This is a genomic window from Vibrio syngnathi (assembly GCF_002119525.1).
GTDB lineage: Bacteria > Pseudomonadota > Gammaproteobacteria > Enterobacterales > Vibrionaceae > Vibrio > Vibrio syngnathi.
Map to the genome: position 1 here is coordinate 334,344 of NZ_CP017917.1, position 20,482 is coordinate 354,825.

Consider the following 20,482-nt stretch of genomic DNA (forward strand, 5'->3'; position numbering starts at 1 on the left):
AAAGGAATTATCGATGGAACAGCAAGTAAAACAAGAACGTCTACAAGGTCGCCTTGGTCCAGAAATTAAAGAGTTTCGCCAAGAGCGCCGTACCCTTCAACTTGCAACGGTTGATCAAGACGGTCGCCCGAACGTAAGTTACGCTCCGTTCGTACAGAACCAAGAAGGTTACTTTGTTCTAATTTCCGATGTTGCTCGTCATGCTCGTAACTTGAAAGCGAACCCTCAAGTCTCTTTGATGATGATTGAAGACGAGGAGAGCTCTAAGCAGCTTTACGCACGTAAGCGTCTAACCTTTGATGCTCAAGCAAGTGTTGTCGAGCGTGAAACGGAGCTTTGGACTCAAGTGATCAGCCAAATGCAGGAACGCTTTGGCGAAATCATCGATGGTTTAAGCCAACTTCAAGATTTTTCTTTGTTCAAGCTTAAAGCAGAGAAAGGCCTATTCGTGAAAGGATTCGGTCAGGCTTACCAAGTCTCTGGTGACGATCTAGTGGATTTCGTGCACCTACAAGATGGTCACAAAAAAGTGTCTAATGAGTAAGCTCGTTTAACCGATTACTTTAGGAGCCCTCAAATATGAGGGCCTTTTTGTCTCTAAGCCGTCATAGCGGCGTCGTTTAAGACTTTCGCTCCGCGTAGCATGGCTTCGATCAGCTCACCCGCATTGAATTTCTCTAGCGCTTCATGTGCTCCCACCTGATTGGCTCGGTCAACACAGATCTCACTGGATAGTGAAGTATGTAAAATACAGTAGGCATGACTGAGTGCGTTGTCGTTTTGTACTTCAAATGCAAGTTCATAACCGTCGAGTCCGGGCATCTCGATATCACTCACTAGAAGATCAATCGCAGTACCTTTGCTTGCTTCACGGCGCATCAGGTCGATGGCATCTAAACCGTTGTTACAGATGCTATAAGGGATGTTTATGCTGTCTAAGGCATCAGACAGCTGTTTACGCGCAATCAAAGAGTCATCAACCAATAGAATGTTCAACGCTTTTAGGCGTTCTCTTTCGACATCGGTCAGCATTGGAATATGTGCGTTTTCATAAGCCGGATAAATCTTAGAAAGTAATAACTCTACGTCGAGCATCTGCACGATACGATCTTCAAAACGTGTAATGCCGGTAACAAACACATTGGTTCCTACACTCGCGGGTGGCGACTCAATACTCTTCCAGTCGCATTCAATGATTTTATCAATCGAACGAACTAAGAATGCCACTACGGTTCTTAAGCAATCTGTCACGATGAGCACACAGTCTGGGTATTCAGCTGGAGAGATCGGTCGAAATCCGATAGCTGCAGACATATCAATCACTGGAACGGTAAGATCGCGAATAGTGACGGTACCAATCACATGATGATGAGAGTAGGGGATTTGGGTCATTGGCTGAAAAGGAACGATTTCTCTGACCTTAAGCGTGCCTATCGCAAAACTTTGAGTGAGGGATAACTTGAACATCAGCATTCCCTGTGACTGACTCGCTTTACTTATCGGTTTTGCCATAAGTGGCTCCTACTTAATACGCGCTTAATCTATAAGGATTAATTTAAAGGGAAATGGCATCCGCGGCAAGTCACTATGCGGTTTTTAAAGACCTTTAAGGGGGTTGCTTTCGGTTATAGAGTGAAGAATGACGGTTCTTGGGTTAAAATCACGCTAAACGCTGGCGTTCGATGGACTTTTGTCGACGAGTCGTTAGCCGTAAGCAAAATTACAACAGTCAGTATGTTGACGAATTCTAAGTAATCATCGCAAGTAAACTGACAGCAATAAACTGAGAATGATCATGGCAAGAACAGCAGCAGCGCTTCATATTTTGGTGAAGCATAAAGAATTAGCAGAAGACATCATGACGCAGCTTAAAAAGGGCGCTAAATTTCAAACGCTAGCGAAGAAGCACTCAACCTGCCCATCTGGTAAAAAGGGCGGCGACCTAGGCGAGTTCAAAAAAGGCCAAATGGTGCCTCAGTTTGATAAAATTTGTTTCACTGGCGAGACGCTTGTACCACATCTGGTAAAAACAAAATTTGGCTGGCACGTAGTGAAGGTTCTTTATCGAACTTAGTTACTGATATGTGTTAGTTTGAATAAAAGGAGCGTAGATACGCTCCTTTTTTGTCATTCTAGGGCGCATTTAAAAACATTATGGCTGAGTGTTCATCCCTGACGCTATGCGATAATAGGCGCTACGCCCTTAACTATCCACCTTGACTAATCGGTGGGAGGAGGAGGGGTTTTAATGAGTAACTCATATAATAAATACCTTTCTTAAGGAAATTTATGCAGCTTTGCCTTTTAGCCTTTGTATTTATCTAGAAAGCTGTAAACGAGTTTGGTAGGAGAACAACATGGAGAGTTCAGCTATGTTAAGCACCCCAGCGACAGATGTGATATTGCATGCTTTTGACTGGTGCTACGCTGACGTAATGAAGAACGCCCCACTCATCCGAGAGTTGGGTTATAAATCGGTTTTAGTATCACCGGCAATGAAGTCATTACGCGGGCCTAAAGGCTGTGATCGAGATTCAGGTACCCAATGGTGGCAGCGCTATCAACCCCAAGATTATCGTGTAATTGATAATCAGCTTGGTGATACGCAAGACTTTACTGCAATGGTGAACACGTTAAAGCAGCATGGGCTTCGTACCTATGTTGACGTTGTGTTTAACCACATGGCCAACGAATCGAGTATTCGCGGCGATTTAACGTATCCAAATCAAAAAGACATGGCGTCTTACCAACAAGATTCGGAGTATTACGAATCCATACGTTTGTTTGGTGATCTTTCTAAACCTTTGTTTGATGAGAACGACTTTGTCGAAGCGTTTGGTATCAAAAACTGGAAAGACACTTGGGAAGTGCAGAATGGACGTATTACTGGTGGAGCAAGCGACCCAGGCCTGCCAACGCTATTAGACAACGATAATGTGGTCGCGCAGCAGCGAGCTTACCTAAAAGCCTTGAAAGCGATTGGTGTGAAAGGGTTTCGCATCGATGCAGCGAAACACATGACACTGTCACATCTACGTAAGGTTTGGACTGATGATATTTGCGAAGAAATGCATATCTTTGGCGAGATCATTACTGACGGTGGTGCGACCAAAGAAGAGTACGAACTGTTCCTTAAGCCTTACCTTAAACACACTCGCTTAGGGGCTTACGATTTCCCTTTATTCAATACCATCTTCAAAGCTTTTGAAGAGCAGGGCAGCTTTAAGTCTCTGATCAACCCTTACTGTTTTGGTCAAGCTCTGTCGAACATGCGAGCGATCACTTTTGCTGTCACTCATGATATCCCAAACAATGAGGTGTTTTTGGAACATGTGATGGATGAAGTCGACGAGCGATTGGCTCATGCCTTTATTCTTGGACGAGATGGCGGTGTGCCGCTTGTTTACAGTGAACTCAGCACCAGCGGTATTCTGGACAAGAGCGGCCAACCTCGTTGGCTTAACGACTGGCAAGCGCCTTACATGAAAAACATGATTCAATTCCATAACCATGTTCATGGTGAAGCGATGCGGGTGGTTGAAGCCAATGATGACTTGTTGGTGTTTGTACGCGGCGACAAAGGCATTGTGGTGATTAACAAATCGAAACGAGGCAAGACGGCCTCATTAAATTGGACTGGCGCTGTGACGGATCTGTTGTCTGGTGAAGTGTTCGAATGTGTTGGTAAGGACTTAACTATTAAGGTGGAATCCAACCAGTGCAGGATGCTGACGACCAACTAGCTCGGGCCTATTACGAGTTAGAAAGCACATTTTGCAAAGAAAATCTTGAAAAGCGAATGTTGAAAAGAAAACCCCGCTTACTGATTGCCAGTAAGCGGGGTTTTTTATTTAAAGCTGTTTATTGTTTACTAAATCGGGTGTTAGTTAAACGGTAAGGCGGTTAAACCGTAAACTTGTTCAATAGCTCGTCTTGTTGGCGAACATTGTCAGTTTGAACTTGCATTGCAGTGTTTGCGTCTTGAGCTGCGTTCGATACCTGTGTTGAAAGGTCTTTGATCTTAACCGTGTTGTTGTTGATTTCTTCCGCTACCAAGCTCTGCTCTTCTGCTGCTGAAGCAATCTGAATATTCATATCAGAGATACGCTGAATCGCGTCGCGAATGCGGTCAAGTGAAGAGTTTGCTTGCTGAGCGCGCTCAACGGCGTCAGTCGCTGTGTCTTTACTTTGATTCATCGCGTTAGATACAGAGCTTGCACCCGCTTGGAGTTGCTCAATCATGTTGCGGATTTCAGTGGTCGATTCTTGAGTACGTTGCGCCAGAGTACGAACTTCGTCAGCTACGACGGCGAAACCACGACCTGATTCGCCGGCACGTGCCGCTTCAATCGCTGCGTTCAATGCCAGTAGGTTGGTTTGGTCTGCGATATCGTTGATTACTTTAAGAATCGTCTCGATATTTGCTGTTGCTGATTCAAGTACTTGTACTTCTGCAACCGCTTGGTCGATACGAGCTGAGAGGTTATCAATGGCTTGTGTGGTGTCACTTACAACTGAAGTACCGTCTAGCGTTGCTTCGTCAGCTTCACGAGCTGCTGCTGCCGCGCCTTGAGCGTTGTTTGCTACTTCTGTTGCAGTCACTGCCATTTCGTTCATTGCGGTTGCAAGCTGTTCTAGCTCTTGCAGCTGGGTATTCATCGCGTTTGCTGATTCGCCTGCGCCTTGAACCGTAATTTCAGTACCACGCTTAATTTCTACACCAATTGCTTTCGATTGAATGATCTGATTTTGCAGGTTTTCGGTAAAGGTGTTAAAGCCTTTCGCAAGGTCAGAGAACTCTTTATCAGTGTTGGTATCTAGACGTTTAGTTAAGTCACCTTGTCCACTCGCAACATCTTGAATTGCTTGGTTAAGCGTCTCAAGAGGGCGCATTAACACACGAATAAGGACGGTTAAAGCAATGATGCTGAGAATAACCGCAATTAAAGAATAGATTATCGAGCTGTTTTTCAGATCTTGAACCGTTTGGAATGCAATTTCTTCATCAAGTATTGCACCAATGTACCAATCTTCACTTGGGATGTGAGTAAAGTTCACTAAGAACTTCTTGCCGTCGACTTCAATTTGTTGAGAGCCTTCACGAATGGTCGCTTGTGGCAGGTAGCTTGATAGTGTTTCGCCATTATTCTCAGCATTAGGGTGAGCAATCGTTGTGCCGTCGGCTGTGACTAGGAATAAGTAACCCGCGTCAAACAAGTTCACTTGGTTTACCAAGGTCGCAAGGTTCGTCAGTTCTAGGTCGTAGAACATACCCGCAGTGAAGCGGCCGTTTTCTTGCACTGGCGTACCAATTGAAATGATGACTTTCTTGCTTGATACGTCCACATAAGGGTCGGTAACAACTAAACTGTTTTTGGACTTAGCATCAATGAACCAAGGGCGAATTCGTGGATCGTAATCCGGGCCAGCTTCCCAGCCATCATCATTTTCAATAACGAAACCGTTTGCTTCATAACCGAAGCCAACCGCGAGGAAGCTATTTTTAAGCTTTGGCTTTTCTAGGATTTGTTTTACGTAAGTGCGATCTTGAGGGTTGATCTCGATGACTTCAGTTGTTGATTGAGCCAATGCTTTCTTGGCGTTCATCTCTGATTCGACGGTGTTTTTAACGCCAGAGACCATTTCTTTCAGGCTCGTATTGACGTGGTTTTCTACAGCACTTCTTACGGTGTAAAGTTGTTGTATTGAAAGCAATGATACTGTCACTAGCAGCAAGGCTGATGATGCAGCAACCACCTTATGGCTAAATTTCATTGAGTGTTCCCCTTCTCACAGGCTTTGCGAAGACTAAAGTTAATCGTGTTTTTGTAATTATATATATCGACAAGATTTAAATTTACTTGAATGTAATTTCACAAAATAGACTACAAAAATACAACAACCCGCACAACGTAAAATTCAGATAATTACATACTTGTTACTTTTGCTATTTGGGTCAATGACTTGAGAGCTTCGCTAAACAACGTCACGCTCAGTTTCGTTGAGTGTTTATTAGACTTATATGCGCATTGCTTGCTATTAAGGTTAAAGGCGAGAAATAATAGATATGAAATTAAATGATATGCTCAGTCAATATAATAAATATATTGTGAAGGGAATATGAATATAAATAGCAGGAATAAAAAACCTCACAAAAGTGAGGTTTCATTAAATTAACTCTTTAACTTGCTACATCTAATTTAGAATATTAGGTGTGCCACGCCAGCGATAACTGGCAGGGTAATTAAAGTACGCAGAATAAAGATAATAAACAGTTCAAGGATGTTCACTGGAATCTTACTGCCTAGAAGCAGAGCACCTACTTCAGACATGTAGATTAATTGAGTTACCGACATTGCTGCAATCACAAAGCGAGTCATCTCGTTGTCGATAGAAGCGGCAAGGATCGCAGGGATGAACATGTCCGCAAAACCAACAACAATGGTTTCAGATGCTGCAACCGCCTCTGGTACACCAAGTAGCTCAAGGAATGGAATGAAAGGCTGACCTAAGAATGAGAACACAGAGGTGTATTCTGCAATAACTAATGCCATCGTACCTAGACCCATTACAACAGGTAGAACGCCAAATACCATGTCGACTGCGTTACGAATGCCTTCACCCAATACAGATTTAGCAGACTTTACTTGAGAAGCCTTATTTACCGCGAGTTCAAGACCCCAAGAGAAAGTCGAGTGACCTGCTGGGATTGCATCAGCATCGTTGTGAGGCTTTGTGCCATCAATAAAGGTATCTTTCTTCATGCTTAATGGCGGAAGGCGAGGGATGATTACCGCGGCCACAATACCTGCTAAGCAGATTGCAGCGTAGAAAGGTAGGAATAGGTGCTCTAGCTCTACTTGAGCAATCACAACAAGGCTGAACGTGATAGATACTGCAGAGAAAGTCGTGCCAACTACCGCTGCTTCACGCTGGGTGTAGAATTTCTGCTCGTACTGTTTGCTTGTAAGTAGGATACCGACACTGCCGTCACCTAACCAAGAAGCCATACAATCGATAGCACTACGACCCGGTAGGTTAAAAATTGGGCGCATCACTTTACTTAGTAAGGTGCCAAACAGTTCTAGCAAACCAAAGTTAAGTAGGAGTGGCAGTAACAAACCCGCAAAGATGAATACTGAAAATAGAGTCGGAAGAAGGCCTTCTAGCACGAGGCCACCGGTGTTTTCTTCCCAGATAAATTCAGGGCCGACTTGGAAGAAAGCCATGAATGCTGCAGCACCACCGATAATACGAACCAACAACCACAGTGGAGTTGGATTGAAAAGACCGTTTAAAAATGAGTTCGATGTAATCAATTTAGGCTTGAAAAGAGTGCTTAAAACGGAAGCTACAGACATGAAGGCAACGATTGCAGTGATAATAGTAACTAGAGACTCACCGAAAACCGCTTGAATTGATTTGGCTAGAATAGCGACAGGGATCGTGAGATCACCTTGGTAGCTAATTGGCGCCATGAAAAGGAATAAACCAATCAGAGATGGGATTAAGAAAACCCAGAAACTGCCTTTAGATTTCTCTGGATGAGCAGTATTCGTGTTGTTAGACATGTTAATTATTCTCGTATTTCTACATGTAAAAAAGCCACATCCTTGGCATTTTTATTCTCTAAACATCCGTATTTCTCATTGGGTGCAAGATTACCCAGTATTAATATCACTTGCAATACTATTCATCAAATATCGCTAAATATTCACGCGGGTTATTCTGCAAAACATTATGAGCTTAAAATAAAGTGTTGCAGATGTTACATATTCTGAGCTTTTTTGCCAGGCGTTTATAAATTTACTGAGGCTTCAGTTCGATAAGTCAGGTAGAGCCAGTAGCTAAACGCGATAATGAACGCGAAAGAGGCGGGGAATGCCAGTGCCAAAATTTCAAAGCGCTGGAATAGGCAAGCACCACTTAAACCACCAAACAGGAAGCCAACAACGATGAACATCAGCAGTTTGGCTTTACGGCGGTCAAAAGGCATCCCCTTTAAGCGTGCGCCAATCATGATCCCAAGATCGGTGATGATCCCGCTCATGTGTGTGGTACGAATGATTGCCCCGCTATAGGTTGTTATCATCGCGTTCTGTAAACCACACGCGGCTGAAGCGAAGTATTGGCCTGACGTGTAACCTTGTAACAGTGCCCAAAGCGCAAGAAACAGCAGCCCACCTTCAATACACAGAGCAACGCCGTAACGACGTCCTAATTTCAGTGCTTGGTTTTCAATAAAGAACCCGCTGAACGCAGCACCTAGCATAAAGCTCATAATGATTAGTAGGAGGTGCATAGAAGCTGAAGTCGGCGTGAGAAGGCTACTGCCAAGTAAAGACATGGTGCCTGAAATATGGGAGATAGCTTGATGTTGGAAGCCGAGTAAACCAATAGCATTAACGCTGCCAGCAAGGCCCGCTAACAGTAAGGCGCCGTATTCAACCCAGCGAGGTAGCTTAGAAATCATGTGGTTCACCCTGGGTTAAAAAGAGGAGCAGATTATAACGCCAGCGAAAAGATACGCTAGCGTTGTAGAACGTTGATATTTGATCTTAGGCAACAGTATTGCAGTTTGTTCTAATACTGTTGCTATATAAAGATAACGGTCAATAACGAACTAGTTGTAATGACTCATTTGATGATCGAATTTTACCCAACCGTGTTTACGTTCTTCGTAGACTGAAAAGCTTGGTAGCGGAAAGTCTTGCTCTTTAAATAATCCGAGCGGGACGACATAAAAATCGGCGGTGGCAACTGACTGCAAAAGCATAGTGGTGCCGCACTTAGGGCAAAATTGATAGGTGACTTCACTGCCCGTATCACTGATGCGTGAAAAGGAGGTGACCTCTCCGTTGAGTGTCACTTGTTCTATGGGAAATCGAGCCTGAACCCCGAACACACTTCCGGTGCGCTTCTGACATTCATAACAATGGCATACGGAGGTGCGCTGAGGCTCGCCTCTGCAGACTAAATTGACTGCTCCACAGCGGCATTCGCAACTTCTGATATTTCTATCTTTAATATGATTGATATCCATCCATGCTCCACTTCTGGTTAACCCTGTATTGATAATTATACTAAAGCCCTTTATGGTCTGCACAACTGGATGAAAACAAAAGAATATAATTGCTCATGAAAAAGAAAATCTTACCTATACCTCTGATTTTACTGATTCCTATTGTCATGCTGGTTGTGGTGATACTGGCGGGTATTTATCGCTTTAGCTTAAGCGACGAAGAGATCTTGGCGAAGTTTCCTTCTTCTCAAGTCAGTTATGACCCTGTTGTTGAAAGCGTTTTTGATTTGAAGACGACCAACCCATGGACAATCAAAGTTCCTGAAACTAATGCGTACGCCTTTATTAATGAAGTCGATGGACCAAGATCAATCGCGTTTGGGCGATATGACTCGGGTGTTGAGCGTGGTGTGGTCACTGTAGACACCAATAACCTTTCAAGCGTCACGTTAGGCAAGGCGAGTTTCTTTATTGCACCTATGTGGGTATCTAACCAAGGCAGTGGCATTTTCTATTATCTTGGCCTGTTTAAACATGACCAGCATCGGAGCCGTGTCGTGTTGGTTGATCAGCTTTTCTTGGGTGATCGTATACAGATTCAAACTTTAGATGTTATGGAACAGAAAAACCTTCAAGCGAAGAATAAACTCACTGGGGAAGGTTTTATCGGCTTTACTCAGCATTCTGCGGAACAATCATTTGCAGAATCCCCTTCTAAAAAGGTGTTAATGAGCTTTTCTTTTGATACGCAATCAATTGGTAAGCAATAACGTTTTCGTTAATGCAAGGATCTGTTGTTTATGTGAGCTAAATTACATATTATCTTAATTAGATGAATGAAATTTAGACACTCCTTATGCTTGGTGTCTGCTTATTTTTACAAATGGAGCTTGCGAATGATTAATAAACGTTTTTTTAAGACGAAAGATGAAGTTGAAGTGACCTTCGAGCTAGAAGCTCAAGAAGCGAACTCTGTATCCATCGTTGCTGACTTTCTTGATTGGAAAGCCACCCCAATGAAAAAACTGGCCAAAGGGAAGGTTTACAAGTTTAAAACTCGCTTACCTAAAGATGGCGAGTTTCAATTTCGCTATCTAGTTGATGACCAACAATGGGTGAACGATGCGAATGCTGATCGTTATATTCCGAATGAATTTGGTGAAGATAATTGCTTGGTATCGACAGTTAACGCTTAGTTGAAATAGCATGAATTAGTTAAAAAGCAGGAACCAGTGTTTCTGCTTTTTAACTTCTGAATCGTTGGTTCGTGGGCTGTTGAATTGTTGAATTGTGCCTATTTCATTAACGGCAACTCAATGACTTAGCTGACATCGCGTAGATTCACATCATATTATGACAATGCAATGATGATTTATACGTTTGAAAAGCATATCCTGTGCTTTTATATCGTAGAAAGACCTGTTTACCGTGTATTCAAAAATATTTTCCTCTCCGTTTGCTGAGCTTTCATCTGTAAAAAAAGCAGCAATTTTAGGACTGCCACTTATTGCTGCGATTGGTGTTGCTCTGCAATATTCACAATCGAATCTGACGAAAACAATCGATCTTGATTTACCAGACTCAACCGTTATTGAGTCCATTCTGTCACCTTCTTCTACTACCGTTATTGAGCCACCGACGTTTGAATATCAAATTCAATCTGGCGATAACTTAAGTAGCATCTTCACTCAGCTTGGGTTTTCTTATAACTCGATGATGAGCGTGATGGAAACCGATTTGAACTTCCTTGCGTTAGACACGCTTCGTCCGGGTAATACATTGCGTTTTTGGCGTGATGAGGAGACCGGCAACCTTTCTAAAATGGAGCTTCAATTTAGTATTGCGGACAAAGTAGTTTATCGACTGCTTGATGACGGCAGCTACGAATTTGAAGACATTTCTATTCCGGGTGAATGGAAGCAAAAGCCTTTAGTGGGTGATATTCACGGCAGTTTCTCTATGTCAGCGAACAAAGTTGGCCTGAACAGTATTGAGATTGACCATATTGTGACACTTCTTAAAGATAAGCTGAATTTCAGCCGAGACCTACGCGCTGGCGATCAGTTTGAAGTGCTTCAAAAAGCGCAATTTGTTGATGGCGTCGCAACTGGGAAACGTGAAATCGAAGCGATCAAGATCATGAACCGTAACCGTGTTGTGTCAGCGTATCTACACACTGACGGACAATATTACGATGCCAATGGCGATAGCTTACAACGTGCTTTCCAACGTTACCCTGTGAGTAGGGGCTGGCGTCAAAGCTCTCAGTTTAATCCTAAGCGCTTACACCCTGTTACAGGTCGAGTCTCTCCGCATAACGGCACAGATTTCGCGACGCCAATTGGTACACCGGTTCAAGCAACGGGTGATGGTAAAGTTATCATGACTCGTAAGCACCCATATGCTGGCAACTACGTGGTGATTCAGCATGGCAGCACATACAAAACGCGCTACCTACACTTGAGTAAGATCCTCGTTCGTAAAGGACAAACGGTATCTCGTGGTCAGCGTATTGGCTTATCAGGTAAAACGGGCCGAGTTACGGGGGCGCACTTGCATTACGAATTGATCGAACGTGGTCGTCCTGTCAATGCAATGAAAGCGAATATTCCGATGGCCGATTCCGTACCTAAAAAGGAAAAAGCGACGTTTGTCGCCGCTAGAGATAAAGCCGACAAGCTATTAAAGAAAGCTTTAGAAACACAATCGAATAATAGTTAATAGTTAATAGTTAATAGTTAATAGTTAATAGTTAATAGCTGAATATATGCCGTAAAGGTAACCGTTAACGAGATGGTTGCGAGTAATAATTCAGCCTTTTAAAGCCGTGAGCGTAGAACTAAATACTTAAAATTTTAGTGATACACTCGCGGTTTTTTTGGTTTTAGGTTGAGGTATTGAACTACGTTTAGGCTAGAGGTTCCGAGTGAGTGACGTAGCTAACGATAGCTTCTGGTCGCATCGGTGGAGAGTAGAGATATCCTTGAATTTTGTCACATCCCATTGCGTGCAGTTTTTCTAACTGTTCTTGTTTTTCTACACCTTCCGCAACCAACGACACATTGAGTCGATGCGCAAGTTGAACAATCAACCACACAACACTCTCAGATGTTGAGCTTGTCAGTAAGTTTCTAATAAAGGTGGCATCAATTTTAATACAATCGATAGGGTAGCTATGAATGTAATTTAAGCTTGAATAACCAGTACCGAAATCATCTAGTGCGATCGTGAACCCCTGTCCCCTCAGAAAGTCGAGTGCTGACTTTGTCTCTTGAGTTGGAGATAACAGCACGGTTTCGGTTAGCTCAATGACAAACTCGTTTGCTTTAAAGTGATGCTGTTCAATCGTTCGAGTGAGATAGGAAATATAACGCTTAGAATCGGTAAGCTCATGAGCGGAACAGTTTATTCCAAGCTTAACTTTGTAACCTAAACCACGCTCCAATATTGTTTTAGCACGGCATACCAGTTCGATGATCCGCTCCCCCAGTTTCACTATCAACCCCGACTCTTCCGCCACCTGAATGAACTCTACCGGTGAGATATCGCCATGTCTTTTGGTTTTCCAACGAGTGAGCACCTCGAAATAACCCCATCGTGTATCACATTGATCAACGATTGGTTGCACAACCACATACATCCCATTGTCATTAGGTATATGACTGTCTGAAATGGAGCTGTCAAGTTCACTTCGTAAGGCGGCGATTAACTCGGCTTTTCTTTGGTAACGAACCCTTAGATGAGTGTCGTAACATTGAATGTGCGTATCTTGATTATGCTGGCACTCTTTTAGTGCCAAGCTGGTATTGAAGATGATTTGTTCTACGTCTTTATTATCCCCATCTGAACGGGCAATGCCGATGCTGACGTCAAAATCGATTTTGATATCAACACTACTGTAACCTTGCTTTACCTTATCCAGTATTTGCTCGCAAACCGCTATTGGGTCTGAATGATAGGTAATGAATGCGAACTCATTGCCAGCAGTCCGGAACGTCAGGTTGTTTTCGGGCATGGTTCGGCGCAAGATCTCTGCCACGAACTGAAGCACCTTGTCGCCAATATAATTGCCGTGCATATCATTAATGGCTTTGAAGCAATTGATGTCGAGCAGAGCGAGCGTGAAGGGAGTGACACTCTGCTGAGTGATCGATTCTAAGGTGTCTGATAGACAGCTACGGTTTAATAGCCCAGTTAGGCTGTCGTGTGATACTTCATAGCTGAGTTGATTAACCAGTTGCTCAGAACGGTCGTTGAACCACATCTCACGCAAGGTGTGGATGACGATATCTGCGAACAACTGGTGGTGCTTTATCACGTCTTGTTGCTGGTCTGGGCTAAGAGGCGAGGTAAATGTTGAGAACAACACACCCATGACTTCACCACTCTGACTGCGAGCTGGGATAGCGATTGAGTTCTGTGAGGTAATTTCCTGCCTAAATGCCGATGTTGGTAGCGACTGAACAACATACTGAGCGAACGAGCAATCTGGATGTTTTTGATTGACGGCTTGTTGGTAGATGTGACCATGGCGTGCGTTTATTTTGTCATGCAGTACATGGTCAGAATGGGCAATCACCAAAGGAACCATTTGATCGGGGAAGTGCTTTTTCTCAATGATACTGGTGTATTGAGTACCGAAGGTTTGATGCAAAGTAAGCACGGCAGACTCTAAAAGGTCGATACCTTCCAATTTAAGTAAGCGGCCAATGCGCTCTGTGTCTATCATGCTGTTGCGTGTATCCTGAGTCATAGTCACCATCCGTAGCTAACCAGAATCGTGTGTAAGCTGTATGTGTATGATCTTGTGTATACGATCTTATAACTGCACTGTCTTAAATATTAACAATGCAACTTGCATTAATAATTTTGATATGCGTCTAGTTTATTATTGGTCGAGTTGTACCATTTTTCAAATTTAGTGCGATATGTTTCACAACATTTGACTATTTCGCTCTTTGTCTAGCCTATCTTTTAGGTGGTCTAAAAAGAGCTTGGTTCGTGTATGTGAATAATCAAGCTTAGGGTAGTACGCATAAACCATCACTTCGTCGGCGGTTATATTTGGTAATACTGGAACTAATGTCCCTTGTTTAAGATCCTCTTTGATCATCGCTTTGATGGTTAACAGCACGCCCATTCCTCGCTTCGCAGCATGAAACAAAGCCTCTGGGTTGGTGGTCGCAAAGTTACCGTTCAAAGTGATGCGCTGCCCTTTGGTTAAGGTGACTTCGCGAATAGGACGCTCTCCCCAGATCAAGGAATTGTGTTGTTCCAAATCCTGTTCGCAAGTGGGGTAACCATGTTTGGCGAGATAACTCGGTGCCGCATAGAAACTAGCTTTGTGTTCAAACAAGGGGGTTTTCTTGAAGCTCAAAGAGTTGAGCTGTTCCAGTTCTCTACTGATCACCAGATCCAAGCCTAGCTCAGGTAATTGACCCGGTGTGGTGGTAATGAGTTGCACTCTAATGTCTGGATACTTTTCTAAGAAGTCGTCCATGTATTGCACGAGAAACTTAGAGCCAACAGCAATGGTCGCACCTATCTTTAGCAGGCCTCCAGGGGTTTGGTTAACCGAGCGAGTCTCATCAATAATTGACTGCCAATTGTCGAGTTGGTCTTTGGCCCGCAGGTAAAAGAGTGCACCCGCTTCAGTTTGGCTAATCGAGCGTGTTGTTCGCTTTAATAGTTGAGTGCCGATACGTTCTTCTAGCCAGTTCACTCTTTTGCTGATCGCCGAACTGGTGGTGTTAAGTTTACGAGCAGCACCATTGAAACTGCCTTCTTCTACCACTCTTACATAGCTTTTTACGTTAAGAATCCAATCCATATTATTTCCTGTTGGGACTTAATTAAATTCCGATTTAGCTAATTATCAATTAATGGTTTTGAATGTAAACTCATCTGATGAACAAATAACAAACGAATAGGGAATTTTTTGAGCCAATCGACCTTTAAAAAAACACCGCTACTCTTAGCCATGATGATCATTGCTACAGGACAGGTGGGGGTGAGCATCTACTTACCATCATTGCCGCTAATTGCTTCTGACTTAAGTGTGACTCAGGTAGATGTTCAGCTGCTCGTCACGCTGTTTCTTGTGGGTTTTGGCTTGTCTCAGCTATTTTATGGGCCAATGTCTGATGCTGTTGGAAGAAGACCTATTTTCTTATTAGGTCAGGGTGTTTATTTGATTGGTACTGTCGTTTGTGTTGCGTTTTCTGACAACATGACGGCGCTGGAAGTTGGCCGCTTGCTGCAAGGTCTAGGATCGGGTAGTGCCTCGGTTCTAGGGCGAAGTGTGCTGCGCGACAGCTATGATGGCCCTCAACTGACCAAAGCGTTGTCTTACATTTCGGTCACCGCTTCGATCATGCCGATCATCGCGCCGGTGTTTGGCGGTTGGATCTCATTCCACCTCGGTTGGCAGGCGGTGTTCCTGTTTGTTCTTGTGTATTTACTGGCGATATTCACTCTCGGCTACTTTGTTCTTCATGAAACTTTGCCATACGGGAAGAGCCGCTTTGAAGTCATCCAAGTGGTCAAGAACTATGGGCGTTTGTTGACGAGTCGCCAAGTATTGACCAGTGCCAGTTATAACTGGATGAGCTACATGGCGAGTTTGGTATCTTTATCGCTGTTTCCATTCTTAATGCAAGAACAGTTGGGGCTGACAGCCGCTGAATACGGATCTTTGATGATAGTCCCTTCGGCTGGCTTACTGATCGGTAGCGTGGCTTTGAATTTGCTCAATCGTAGGTTTAGTACTCCGCAATTGATGAGTCTTGCGATTTTGATTATCTTGGCTTCGGGAACTTGGCTTCTTACTCATGAGTTATCCATATTTAACTTAGTTTGGGCGTTTACTTGGTTGGCGATAGCACAAGGCATATCGTTTCCTCTATCGATCAGTATGTTATTAGAACCTCATAAGAAGAAAGCGGGCGCCGTGTCGGCGCTGTCAGGTTCAATCCAGATGTGTTTGGCGGGCTTGCTAGGAGGATATTTGGTGGAAAACTGGGTGACGACTCACTTACAGCTCGGTGTTTTTTATCTGATTATTGGTACTTGCATGGCTACAGTACTTTGTTCTTCAACGAGAATGAATAAGAAAGCCACAGCTACCGAAGTTGAATACAGTTAAGCAACTGAAGTACAGTTAAACAGCTAGCTCGCGATAGTTCAGCAGACAGTCGTTAATACGTTGTATTTGTATGGATGGTTTTCTACAATACCTGCGTCCATTTAATAGGTAATAAACATGCAGCAAAATGAATTTGAAGTACTGGTAAAAGCTATCTGCGCACTAGATGGCCTACCTCAAGCGCTTGAGCTATTGAAATCCAATGAGGATACAGAAGTCGCTGAGGCTGCTGGATCACTGACTGGTCAATTTGCGCTAGCTGAAGTAGACGGTGAAAAGCGCATTTACCACGTGACGCTTCAAGAAAATGAACAAGGCGAAGAGCAAGAGTACATCGAACATGTCATGAATGAAGGCGATGACTTAATCAAATTTGCAGCTTGGTTCTTTGAAACTATGTTTGAATTAAAGCAAAAAGACACATACCAAATTGCGGGTAAAACTTACAGACAGCCAAAGCGCAGCTAGGCTTCTAAGCCATTTGTTTTCTATGTAAGTTGGTTGCTAAGCAATTAGGTTTCTAAAAAACTATTTTTAAAGCAGCTCTCTTGAGCTGCTTTTTTTATGGATGTTTAAAATGAAGATTTTAATTGTAACGTAATAGTTGGCTTACACTGAAAGTGTGATTTAGATCTTGTTTTTGGGCGCTTTAAGTGTAGAATCCGCGCATAAGAAAATCGATTATGTGCGGAGATAAGCATGAATTACGAACTAGGCCACGCATACCTTGGTCAAATGGTAGCAAAAAACATGATGCACGAAGCATTGTATGGTAAGCCAAAGCCAAAAAAAGCATCATTCTTTAAGCGAATGATGAAGAAAATGGCGAAATAAGCATTTTCAAAAACGGAATTTAAAAAGGCCTTAAACTTACTAATGTCCAACTATTGGGGTTAGTTCAGTTTAAGGCCTTTTGCGTTTTAGCGATTAATGAAGGTCATCGCTCGTTTTGTTGTGGATGGACACAAAAAACACTGATAAAGCTTCTGATTAGGGCGTGTTGACCTTTCGTGGTTGAATTTTGTTCGAGATAAAAGCGTTTTAATCGCGGCGAGGGAGAAGTAGCCTAGCATTCTAAGCAAATCTCCCTCAACAAAGAGTAAAACGCTTTTAGCCGAACCCTTCGGGCAGCGTTTGCTGGTCATTTCTACTACGTTATCGGCTTCTCATGTAGGCTAGCTACACATCAAAGCCTCTGCCTTGTATAAATACCCAGCAACTCGCTGCAAAAACCAGCTCGAAAGATCAACACGCCCTAATGACTGTTACTGAATTCAGCCTGTCGATTGGTTGGATAGGTCGACAACATTATTCGGGATAGTATCTAAACCGTTCTCTTTCATCCACGCTTCTAAGTTGTCAGCTCCACCGATGTATTTACCATCAAGCCAGATCTGAGGGACAGTTACTGGTGTTTTCTCACCAATGTGCGCTTTTACCTCTGGAATCATACGATACAAAGCGGCGCTGTCTTTTACGACATCGTGGTATTGATATTCAACACCCGCTTCATCAAGCATTTGCTTGGCCTTAACGCAGAATGGGCAGGTTGCTTTACCATAAACGATGTTGCCTTTTAGGCTGTCGCGTTTGGTCCACTCTTTGATCACGGATTGAACTAACACACCGCGGTTAAGCGCTTCGCCTTGGCTGACTACCTTGCCTTCAACAACAAGAATAGGAGCATGCCAAGAACCCAGTTTTAGCGGCTCCCACCAGTGAGATAACCAATCTTTCACTTCCAGTTCGACATCGACATCTGATAACTCATTCTCAAAAGTATCTTTAAGAATGTCTTTGGTAAGGGTGCACTCTCCACATGGGATGTTAACTTTAAATGGACCCCAGCTGCCTGCCCAACGGTATAGTGTAATCTTGACTGGTTTCTTCATGGTTACGGCCTCGTTTGAATTCTCTTATCCATATAGAACGGACAGGCGAACTATTTATTTCACCAACCCTAAACTTTCTTTATTTTCGCCGGTTTTTTCGTTTCCCAATGGGTAATAAATGCAACTGACGCAATAATAATAGCAGCACCTAGCCATAAACGACCCGGTGGAACCCAACTAAACACAATCCAACCTGCTAAAACATTTAGCGGTAATTTCGCGTGGTCAAACGGTTGCACAAACGAAGCATCAGCGACTGAGTAGGCTTTTACAATTGCCCATTGAGCGAGTGCCGTCATCACACCGATAACAATTAAGATAGCCCAAATTGTACCGCCGCTTGGAGTTTGCCAATCTGGCGCGGCAAGCAGGATGTTAAATGGTGTGATTAATAGCAGCAAGTACACCACCATGGTTGAAGGACTGTCTTGCGAAGAGAGTTTTTTCACCATGAGTGAGTAGCATGCCCAGAAAAAAGCCGCGCCAACCGGTAACAGTGTTGCCCAGTTAAAGTCTTCTGCCCACGGCTCTAGAATTACCATTGCACCCACGAAGCCAGCTAAGGTCGCGCCCCAGCGAGCAGCCCCAACTTTTTCTTTGAGGAAAAGTCCTGAGCCTATGGTTGCAAACAATGGCGACGTCATGAGAAGGGCAATGCCTTGCCAAATAGGTACTGGGTAAGCCAATGCCCATATCCAAAGTTGAATACCAATAACAGACAAGAAGACACGGAATACGTGCAACTTTAGGTTGTCGGTTTTTAGCGCGCGGCGAATGCCCAGCGTTTTCAGATAAGGAAGAATAGCGAACAACGCGATGGCGTATTGAATGACGGCAACGGTGGTAGAAGTAAGTCCGAAATGAATGCTAGCGACTTGAGTTAGGCTATTAATAACGGCAAAGGCTAGGCCTGCGGTTAGCATCCAGCTAGCGCCTTGGATCGGATGGTGTTGTGACATGATGCTTCTAATTATTTGATGTGGTTCACCTATGATACGGATTTAGCACCACTTAACCAGAAAAAGCATTGATGAAGTTGGTCAGAATATTTGAATATGAAAAAAGGTTGAGCAACCGCCCAACCTTTCTAGTCTCTATCTAAAGTCGATTTAGATTAGAAATCGTAGCGGACACCTAGGCGAAGTGTGTCTTCACCAGCTGTCACGATACCTTTTGCATTTTTAACTTCGTCTAAACCGTTAACGTAGTAAGAAAGGTATGTGCGGAAATTGCTGTTTAGTTTGTAGTAACCAGCTAATTCAATACCGTCGACAGCGTCTACTTTTGCTCCGCTGTTGATTTCATCTTCTTGGTAAGTATATACGACTGCAGCAGATACTTGCTTGGTGAATTTGTATTGCGCTGCAAATTCCATAGCAGTGAATGACTTAGCATCGGTACCTGTCGCTTTATCATCTAGGTCGCCTGTTGAATAAGTTGCAGCTAAGTACAGGTTGTCTAGAGAATACGCTAGGCCGGCAAGGATTTGGTCTGCGCTACCTTTATTTTCGCCTAGGTCTTCACCTGAGTAGGCTAGACCAAGATCTAAGCCTATTGGCAGTGAGTAGACACCAGAAATACCGTAGCCGTCAGAGTCTTTTTTGCTGTTGGTTTGGTAAGTGGCTTCTAGTTGCAGGGCATCAAAGCCGCCACGGTATGCAAATACGCCATCTTCTTTATCAGAAGCTGCACCGAATGCTTGCTGCACACCAGAAAACTCAGTGATATCTGTAAAGTCAGATACGATAACTGAAGCCATATCTTGGCGACCGACAGAAACGGCTTGGCCGTCAAAATCAACACCTGCGTACATGTAACGGTTTTCAAACTTATCAGAACCTGTGTCTTGCTCTGCTTCGTAGAAACCGAATGCCGTTGCAGTATCTGTAAGTTCTGTTTTACCACCAAGGTTTAAACGGAAACGAGTTTTATCTTTCATTGAACCTTCAACTTCAGCACCACCAGAACCTATAAAATCACCACGGAATTCTGCACGACCGCCAATTTTAAGTTCTGTACCATCAGAGCTGTAAACTGTTGCTGCTAACGATGAACCTGAAACTAGTGCCGCTACCACTGCAGAAGCTAGAACTGCCTTTTTCATAATCACTTACCTTGTATTTTAAAATCCGTGAGCAATGCGCTCTCCGTTTCGATATGAAACTAATCTAGAGCAGCTAAATTAAGCTTTCATTTCCATAAAATTACATTTTCGTGAATGGGGAACTTTTTAAGTGTTGATTTTATTGCATTTTTATTTCAGGGAACTGAGTGGTCTTTGAATGGCTATACAACTCGTACGTCCTTATGTGGTTACTTTTTCAAGCTTCTATCTTGGGGAGGCAATGATGATATTAGTGAGACTTATGGGGAGGTTAGATCTTGTTCATTTTATTAACTTGTTTGTACTGATTAAGATATCCT

Annotated in this window: 19 protein-coding genes; 9 read left to right on the top strand and 10 right to left on the bottom strand. The window is 43.4% G+C overall.

Features of this window, described 5'->3' with window-relative positions:
• Window positions 1–13: 13 nt before the first annotated feature.
• Window positions 14–544 (top strand): heme utilization protein HutZ, encoded by a 531-nt coding sequence (hutZ, locus tag K08M4_RS16375; RefSeq protein ID WP_086050659.1) that lies wholly within the window; start codon window positions 14–16, stop codon window positions 542–544.
• A gap of 53 nt (window positions 545–597) precedes the next feature.
• On the opposite strand, the gene K08M4_RS16380 is transcribed toward hutZ, so the two are convergent.
• Window positions 598–1,512, bottom strand: a complete 915-nt coding sequence (locus K08M4_RS16380) for a chemotaxis protein (RefSeq protein ID WP_086050660.1) — start codon at window positions 1,510–1,512, stop codon at window positions 598–600.
• 277 nt (window positions 1,513–1,789) lie between these two features.
• On the opposite strand from K08M4_RS16380, the gene ppiC reads away from it, so the two are divergent.
• Window positions 1,790–2,074, top strand: a complete 285-nt coding sequence (ppiC, locus tag K08M4_RS16385; RefSeq protein WP_257789284.1) for a peptidylprolyl isomerase PpiC — start codon at window positions 1,790–1,792, stop codon at window positions 2,072–2,074.
• A 283-nt stretch (window positions 2,075–2,357) separates the two neighbouring features.
• On the top strand, window positions 2,358–3,743 hold the full coding sequence (locus K08M4_RS16390; protein WP_086050662.1) for an alpha-amylase family glycosyl hydrolase: 1,386 nt from the start codon (window positions 2,358–2,360) through the stop codon (window positions 3,741–3,743).
• A gap of 160 nt (window positions 3,744–3,903) precedes the next feature.
• Here the strand turns inward: K08M4_RS16390 and K08M4_RS16395 are convergent, their stop codons facing one another.
• The 4 genes from K08M4_RS16395 to K08M4_RS16410 all read right to left on the bottom strand — a co-directional run bounded on the left by K08M4_RS16395 (window position 3,904) and on the right by K08M4_RS16410 (window position 9,106).
• Window positions 3,904–5,775: a methyl-accepting chemotaxis protein gene (locus K08M4_RS16395; RefSeq protein WP_086050663.1), complete on the bottom strand. Its 1,872-nt coding sequence runs from the start codon at window positions 5,773–5,775 to the stop codon at window positions 3,904–3,906.
• Between the two features lie 425 nt (window positions 5,776–6,200).
• Window positions 6,201–7,571 (bottom strand): YjiH family protein, encoded by a 1,371-nt coding sequence (locus K08M4_RS16400; RefSeq protein WP_086050664.1) that lies wholly within the window; start codon window positions 7,569–7,571, stop codon window positions 6,201–6,203.
• A gap of 227 nt (window positions 7,572–7,798) precedes the next feature.
• Window positions 7,799–8,473: a YoaK family protein gene (locus K08M4_RS16405; protein WP_086050665.1), complete on the bottom strand. Its 675-nt coding sequence runs from the start codon at window positions 8,471–8,473 to the stop codon at window positions 7,799–7,801.
• A gap of 150 nt (window positions 8,474–8,623) precedes the next feature.
• Complete coding sequence (locus K08M4_RS16410; protein ID WP_157665756.1) at window positions 8,624–9,106, bottom strand: GFA family protein; 483 nt, start codon at window positions 9,104–9,106, stop codon at window positions 8,624–8,626.
• 32 nt (window positions 9,107–9,138) lie between these two features.
• Between K08M4_RS16410 and K08M4_RS16415 the strand changes: the two genes are divergently transcribed.
• From K08M4_RS16415 to shyA, 3 genes are all read left to right on the top strand, one after another.
• Window positions 9,139–9,792 (top strand): hypothetical protein, encoded by a 654-nt coding sequence (locus tag K08M4_RS16415; RefSeq protein ID WP_086050667.1) that lies wholly within the window; start codon window positions 9,139–9,141, stop codon window positions 9,790–9,792.
• Window positions 9,793–9,918: 126 nt separating this feature from the next.
• Window positions 9,919–10,218 carry an isoamylase early set domain-containing protein gene (locus K08M4_RS16420; RefSeq protein WP_009845720.1) on the top strand — a complete coding sequence of 100 codons (300 nt, stop codon included), beginning with the start codon at window positions 9,919–9,921 and terminating at the stop codon, window positions 10,216–10,218.
• A gap of 232 nt (window positions 10,219–10,450) precedes the next feature.
• Window positions 10,451–11,743, top strand: a complete 1,293-nt coding sequence (gene shyA / locus K08M4_RS16425; RefSeq protein ID WP_086050668.1) for a peptidoglycan DD-endopeptidase ShyA — start codon at window positions 10,451–10,453, stop codon at window positions 11,741–11,743.
• Window positions 11,744–11,930: 187 nt separating this feature from the next.
• Here shyA and K08M4_RS16430 read toward each other — a convergent pair whose 3' ends face one another.
• Both K08M4_RS16430 and K08M4_RS16435 read right to left on the bottom strand, forming a co-directional pair.
• Window positions 11,931–13,775: a putative bifunctional diguanylate cyclase/phosphodiesterase gene (locus K08M4_RS16430; RefSeq protein WP_086050669.1), complete on the bottom strand. Its 1,845-nt coding sequence runs from the start codon at window positions 13,773–13,775 to the stop codon at window positions 11,931–11,933.
• Window positions 13,776–13,955: 180 nt separating this feature from the next.
• The gene (locus K08M4_RS16435) at window positions 13,956–14,852 is read right to left on the bottom strand and encodes a LysR family transcriptional regulator (protein WP_086050670.1); all 897 of its coding nucleotides are present in this window, start codon (window positions 14,850–14,852) and stop codon (window positions 13,956–13,958) included.
• Between the two features lie 108 nt (window positions 14,853–14,960).
• Between K08M4_RS16435 and K08M4_RS16440 the strand changes: the two genes are divergently transcribed.
• The 3 genes from K08M4_RS16440 to K08M4_RS22425 all read left to right on the top strand — a co-directional run bounded on the left by K08M4_RS16440 (window position 14,961) and on the right by K08M4_RS22425 (window position 17,000).
• Window positions 14,961–16,166, top strand: a complete 1,206-nt coding sequence (locus tag K08M4_RS16440; protein WP_086050671.1) for a multidrug effflux MFS transporter — start codon at window positions 14,961–14,963, stop codon at window positions 16,164–16,166.
• Between the two features lie 117 nt (window positions 16,167–16,283).
• Window positions 16,284–16,634 (top strand): hypothetical protein, encoded by a 351-nt coding sequence (locus K08M4_RS16445; RefSeq protein ID WP_086050672.1) that lies wholly within the window; start codon window positions 16,284–16,286, stop codon window positions 16,632–16,634.
• Window positions 16,635–16,865: 231 nt separating this feature from the next.
• Entirely contained in the window at window positions 16,866–17,000 is a 135-nt protein-coding gene (locus K08M4_RS22425) for a hypothetical protein (protein ID WP_004731825.1), read from the top strand.
• Between the two features lie 440 nt (window positions 17,001–17,440).
• Here K08M4_RS22425 and K08M4_RS16465 read toward each other — a convergent pair whose 3' ends face one another.
• The 3 genes from K08M4_RS16465 to K08M4_RS16475 all read right to left on the bottom strand — a co-directional run bounded on the left by K08M4_RS16465 (window position 17,441) and on the right by K08M4_RS16475 (window position 20,162).
• Window positions 17,441–18,058 carry a glutaredoxin domain-containing protein gene (locus K08M4_RS16465; protein ID WP_086050673.1) on the bottom strand — a complete coding sequence of 206 codons (618 nt, stop codon included), beginning with the start codon at window positions 18,056–18,058 and terminating at the stop codon, window positions 17,441–17,443.
• Window positions 18,059–18,126: 68 nt separating this feature from the next.
• A complete protein-coding gene (locus K08M4_RS16470; protein WP_086050674.1) occupies window positions 18,127–19,017 on the bottom strand; it encodes a DMT family transporter in 891 nt (296 codons plus the stop codon).
• Between the two features lie 155 nt (window positions 19,018–19,172).
• A complete protein-coding gene (locus tag K08M4_RS16475) occupies window positions 19,173–20,162 on the bottom strand; it encodes a porin (RefSeq protein WP_086050675.1) in 990 nt (329 codons plus the stop codon).
• Window positions 20,163–20,482 lie beyond the last annotated feature (320 nt).

Coding starts and splice junctions, on each gene's coding strand:
- K08M4_RS16400 (WP_086050664.1), bottom strand. CDS start 7,571: ATGTCTAACAACACGAATACTGCTCATCCAGAGAAATCTAAAGGCAGT.
- K08M4_RS16420 (WP_009845720.1), top strand. CDS start 9,919: ATGATTAATAAACGTTTTTTTAAGACGAAAGATGAAGTTGAAGTGACC.
- K08M4_RS16465 (WP_086050673.1), bottom strand. CDS start 18,058: ATGAAGAAACCAGTCAAGATTACACTATACCGTTGGGCAGGCAGCTGG.
- K08M4_RS16430 (WP_086050669.1), bottom strand. CDS start 13,775: ATGACTCAGGATACACGCAACAGCATGATAGACACAGAGCGCATTGGC.
- K08M4_RS16470 (WP_086050674.1), bottom strand. CDS start 19,017: ATGTCACAACACCATCCGATCCAAGGCGCTAGCTGGATGCTAACCGCA.
- ppiC (WP_257789284.1), top strand. CDS start 1,790: ATGATCATGGCAAGAACAGCAGCAGCGCTTCATATTTTGGTGAAGCAT.
- K08M4_RS16445 (WP_086050672.1), top strand. CDS start 16,284: ATGCAGCAAAATGAATTTGAAGTACTGGTAAAAGCTATCTGCGCACTA.
- K08M4_RS16475 (WP_086050675.1), bottom strand. CDS start 20,162: ATGAAAAAGGCAGTTCTAGCTTCTGCAGTGGTAGCGGCACTAGTTTCA.
- K08M4_RS16435 (WP_086050670.1), bottom strand. CDS start 14,852: ATGGATTGGATTCTTAACGTAAAAAGCTATGTAAGAGTGGTAGAAGAA.
- K08M4_RS16405 (WP_086050665.1), bottom strand. CDS start 8,473: ATGATTTCTAAGCTACCTCGCTGGGTTGAATACGGCGCCTTACTGTTA.
- K08M4_RS16395 (WP_086050663.1), bottom strand. CDS start 5,775: ATGAAATTTAGCCATAAGGTGGTTGCTGCATCATCAGCCTTGCTGCTA.
- K08M4_RS16415 (WP_086050667.1), top strand. CDS start 9,139: ATGAAAAAGAAAATCTTACCTATACCTCTGATTTTACTGATTCCTATT.
- K08M4_RS16380 (WP_086050660.1), bottom strand. CDS start 1,512: ATGGCAAAACCGATAAGTAAAGCGAGTCAGTCACAGGGAATGCTGATG.
- K08M4_RS16390 (WP_086050662.1), top strand. CDS start 2,358: ATGGAGAGTTCAGCTATGTTAAGCACCCCAGCGACAGATGTGATATTG.
- hutZ (WP_086050659.1), top strand. CDS start 14: ATGGAACAGCAAGTAAAACAAGAACGTCTACAAGGTCGCCTTGGTCCA.
- K08M4_RS22425 (WP_004731825.1), top strand. CDS start 16,866: ATGAATTACGAACTAGGCCACGCATACCTTGGTCAAATGGTAGCAAAA.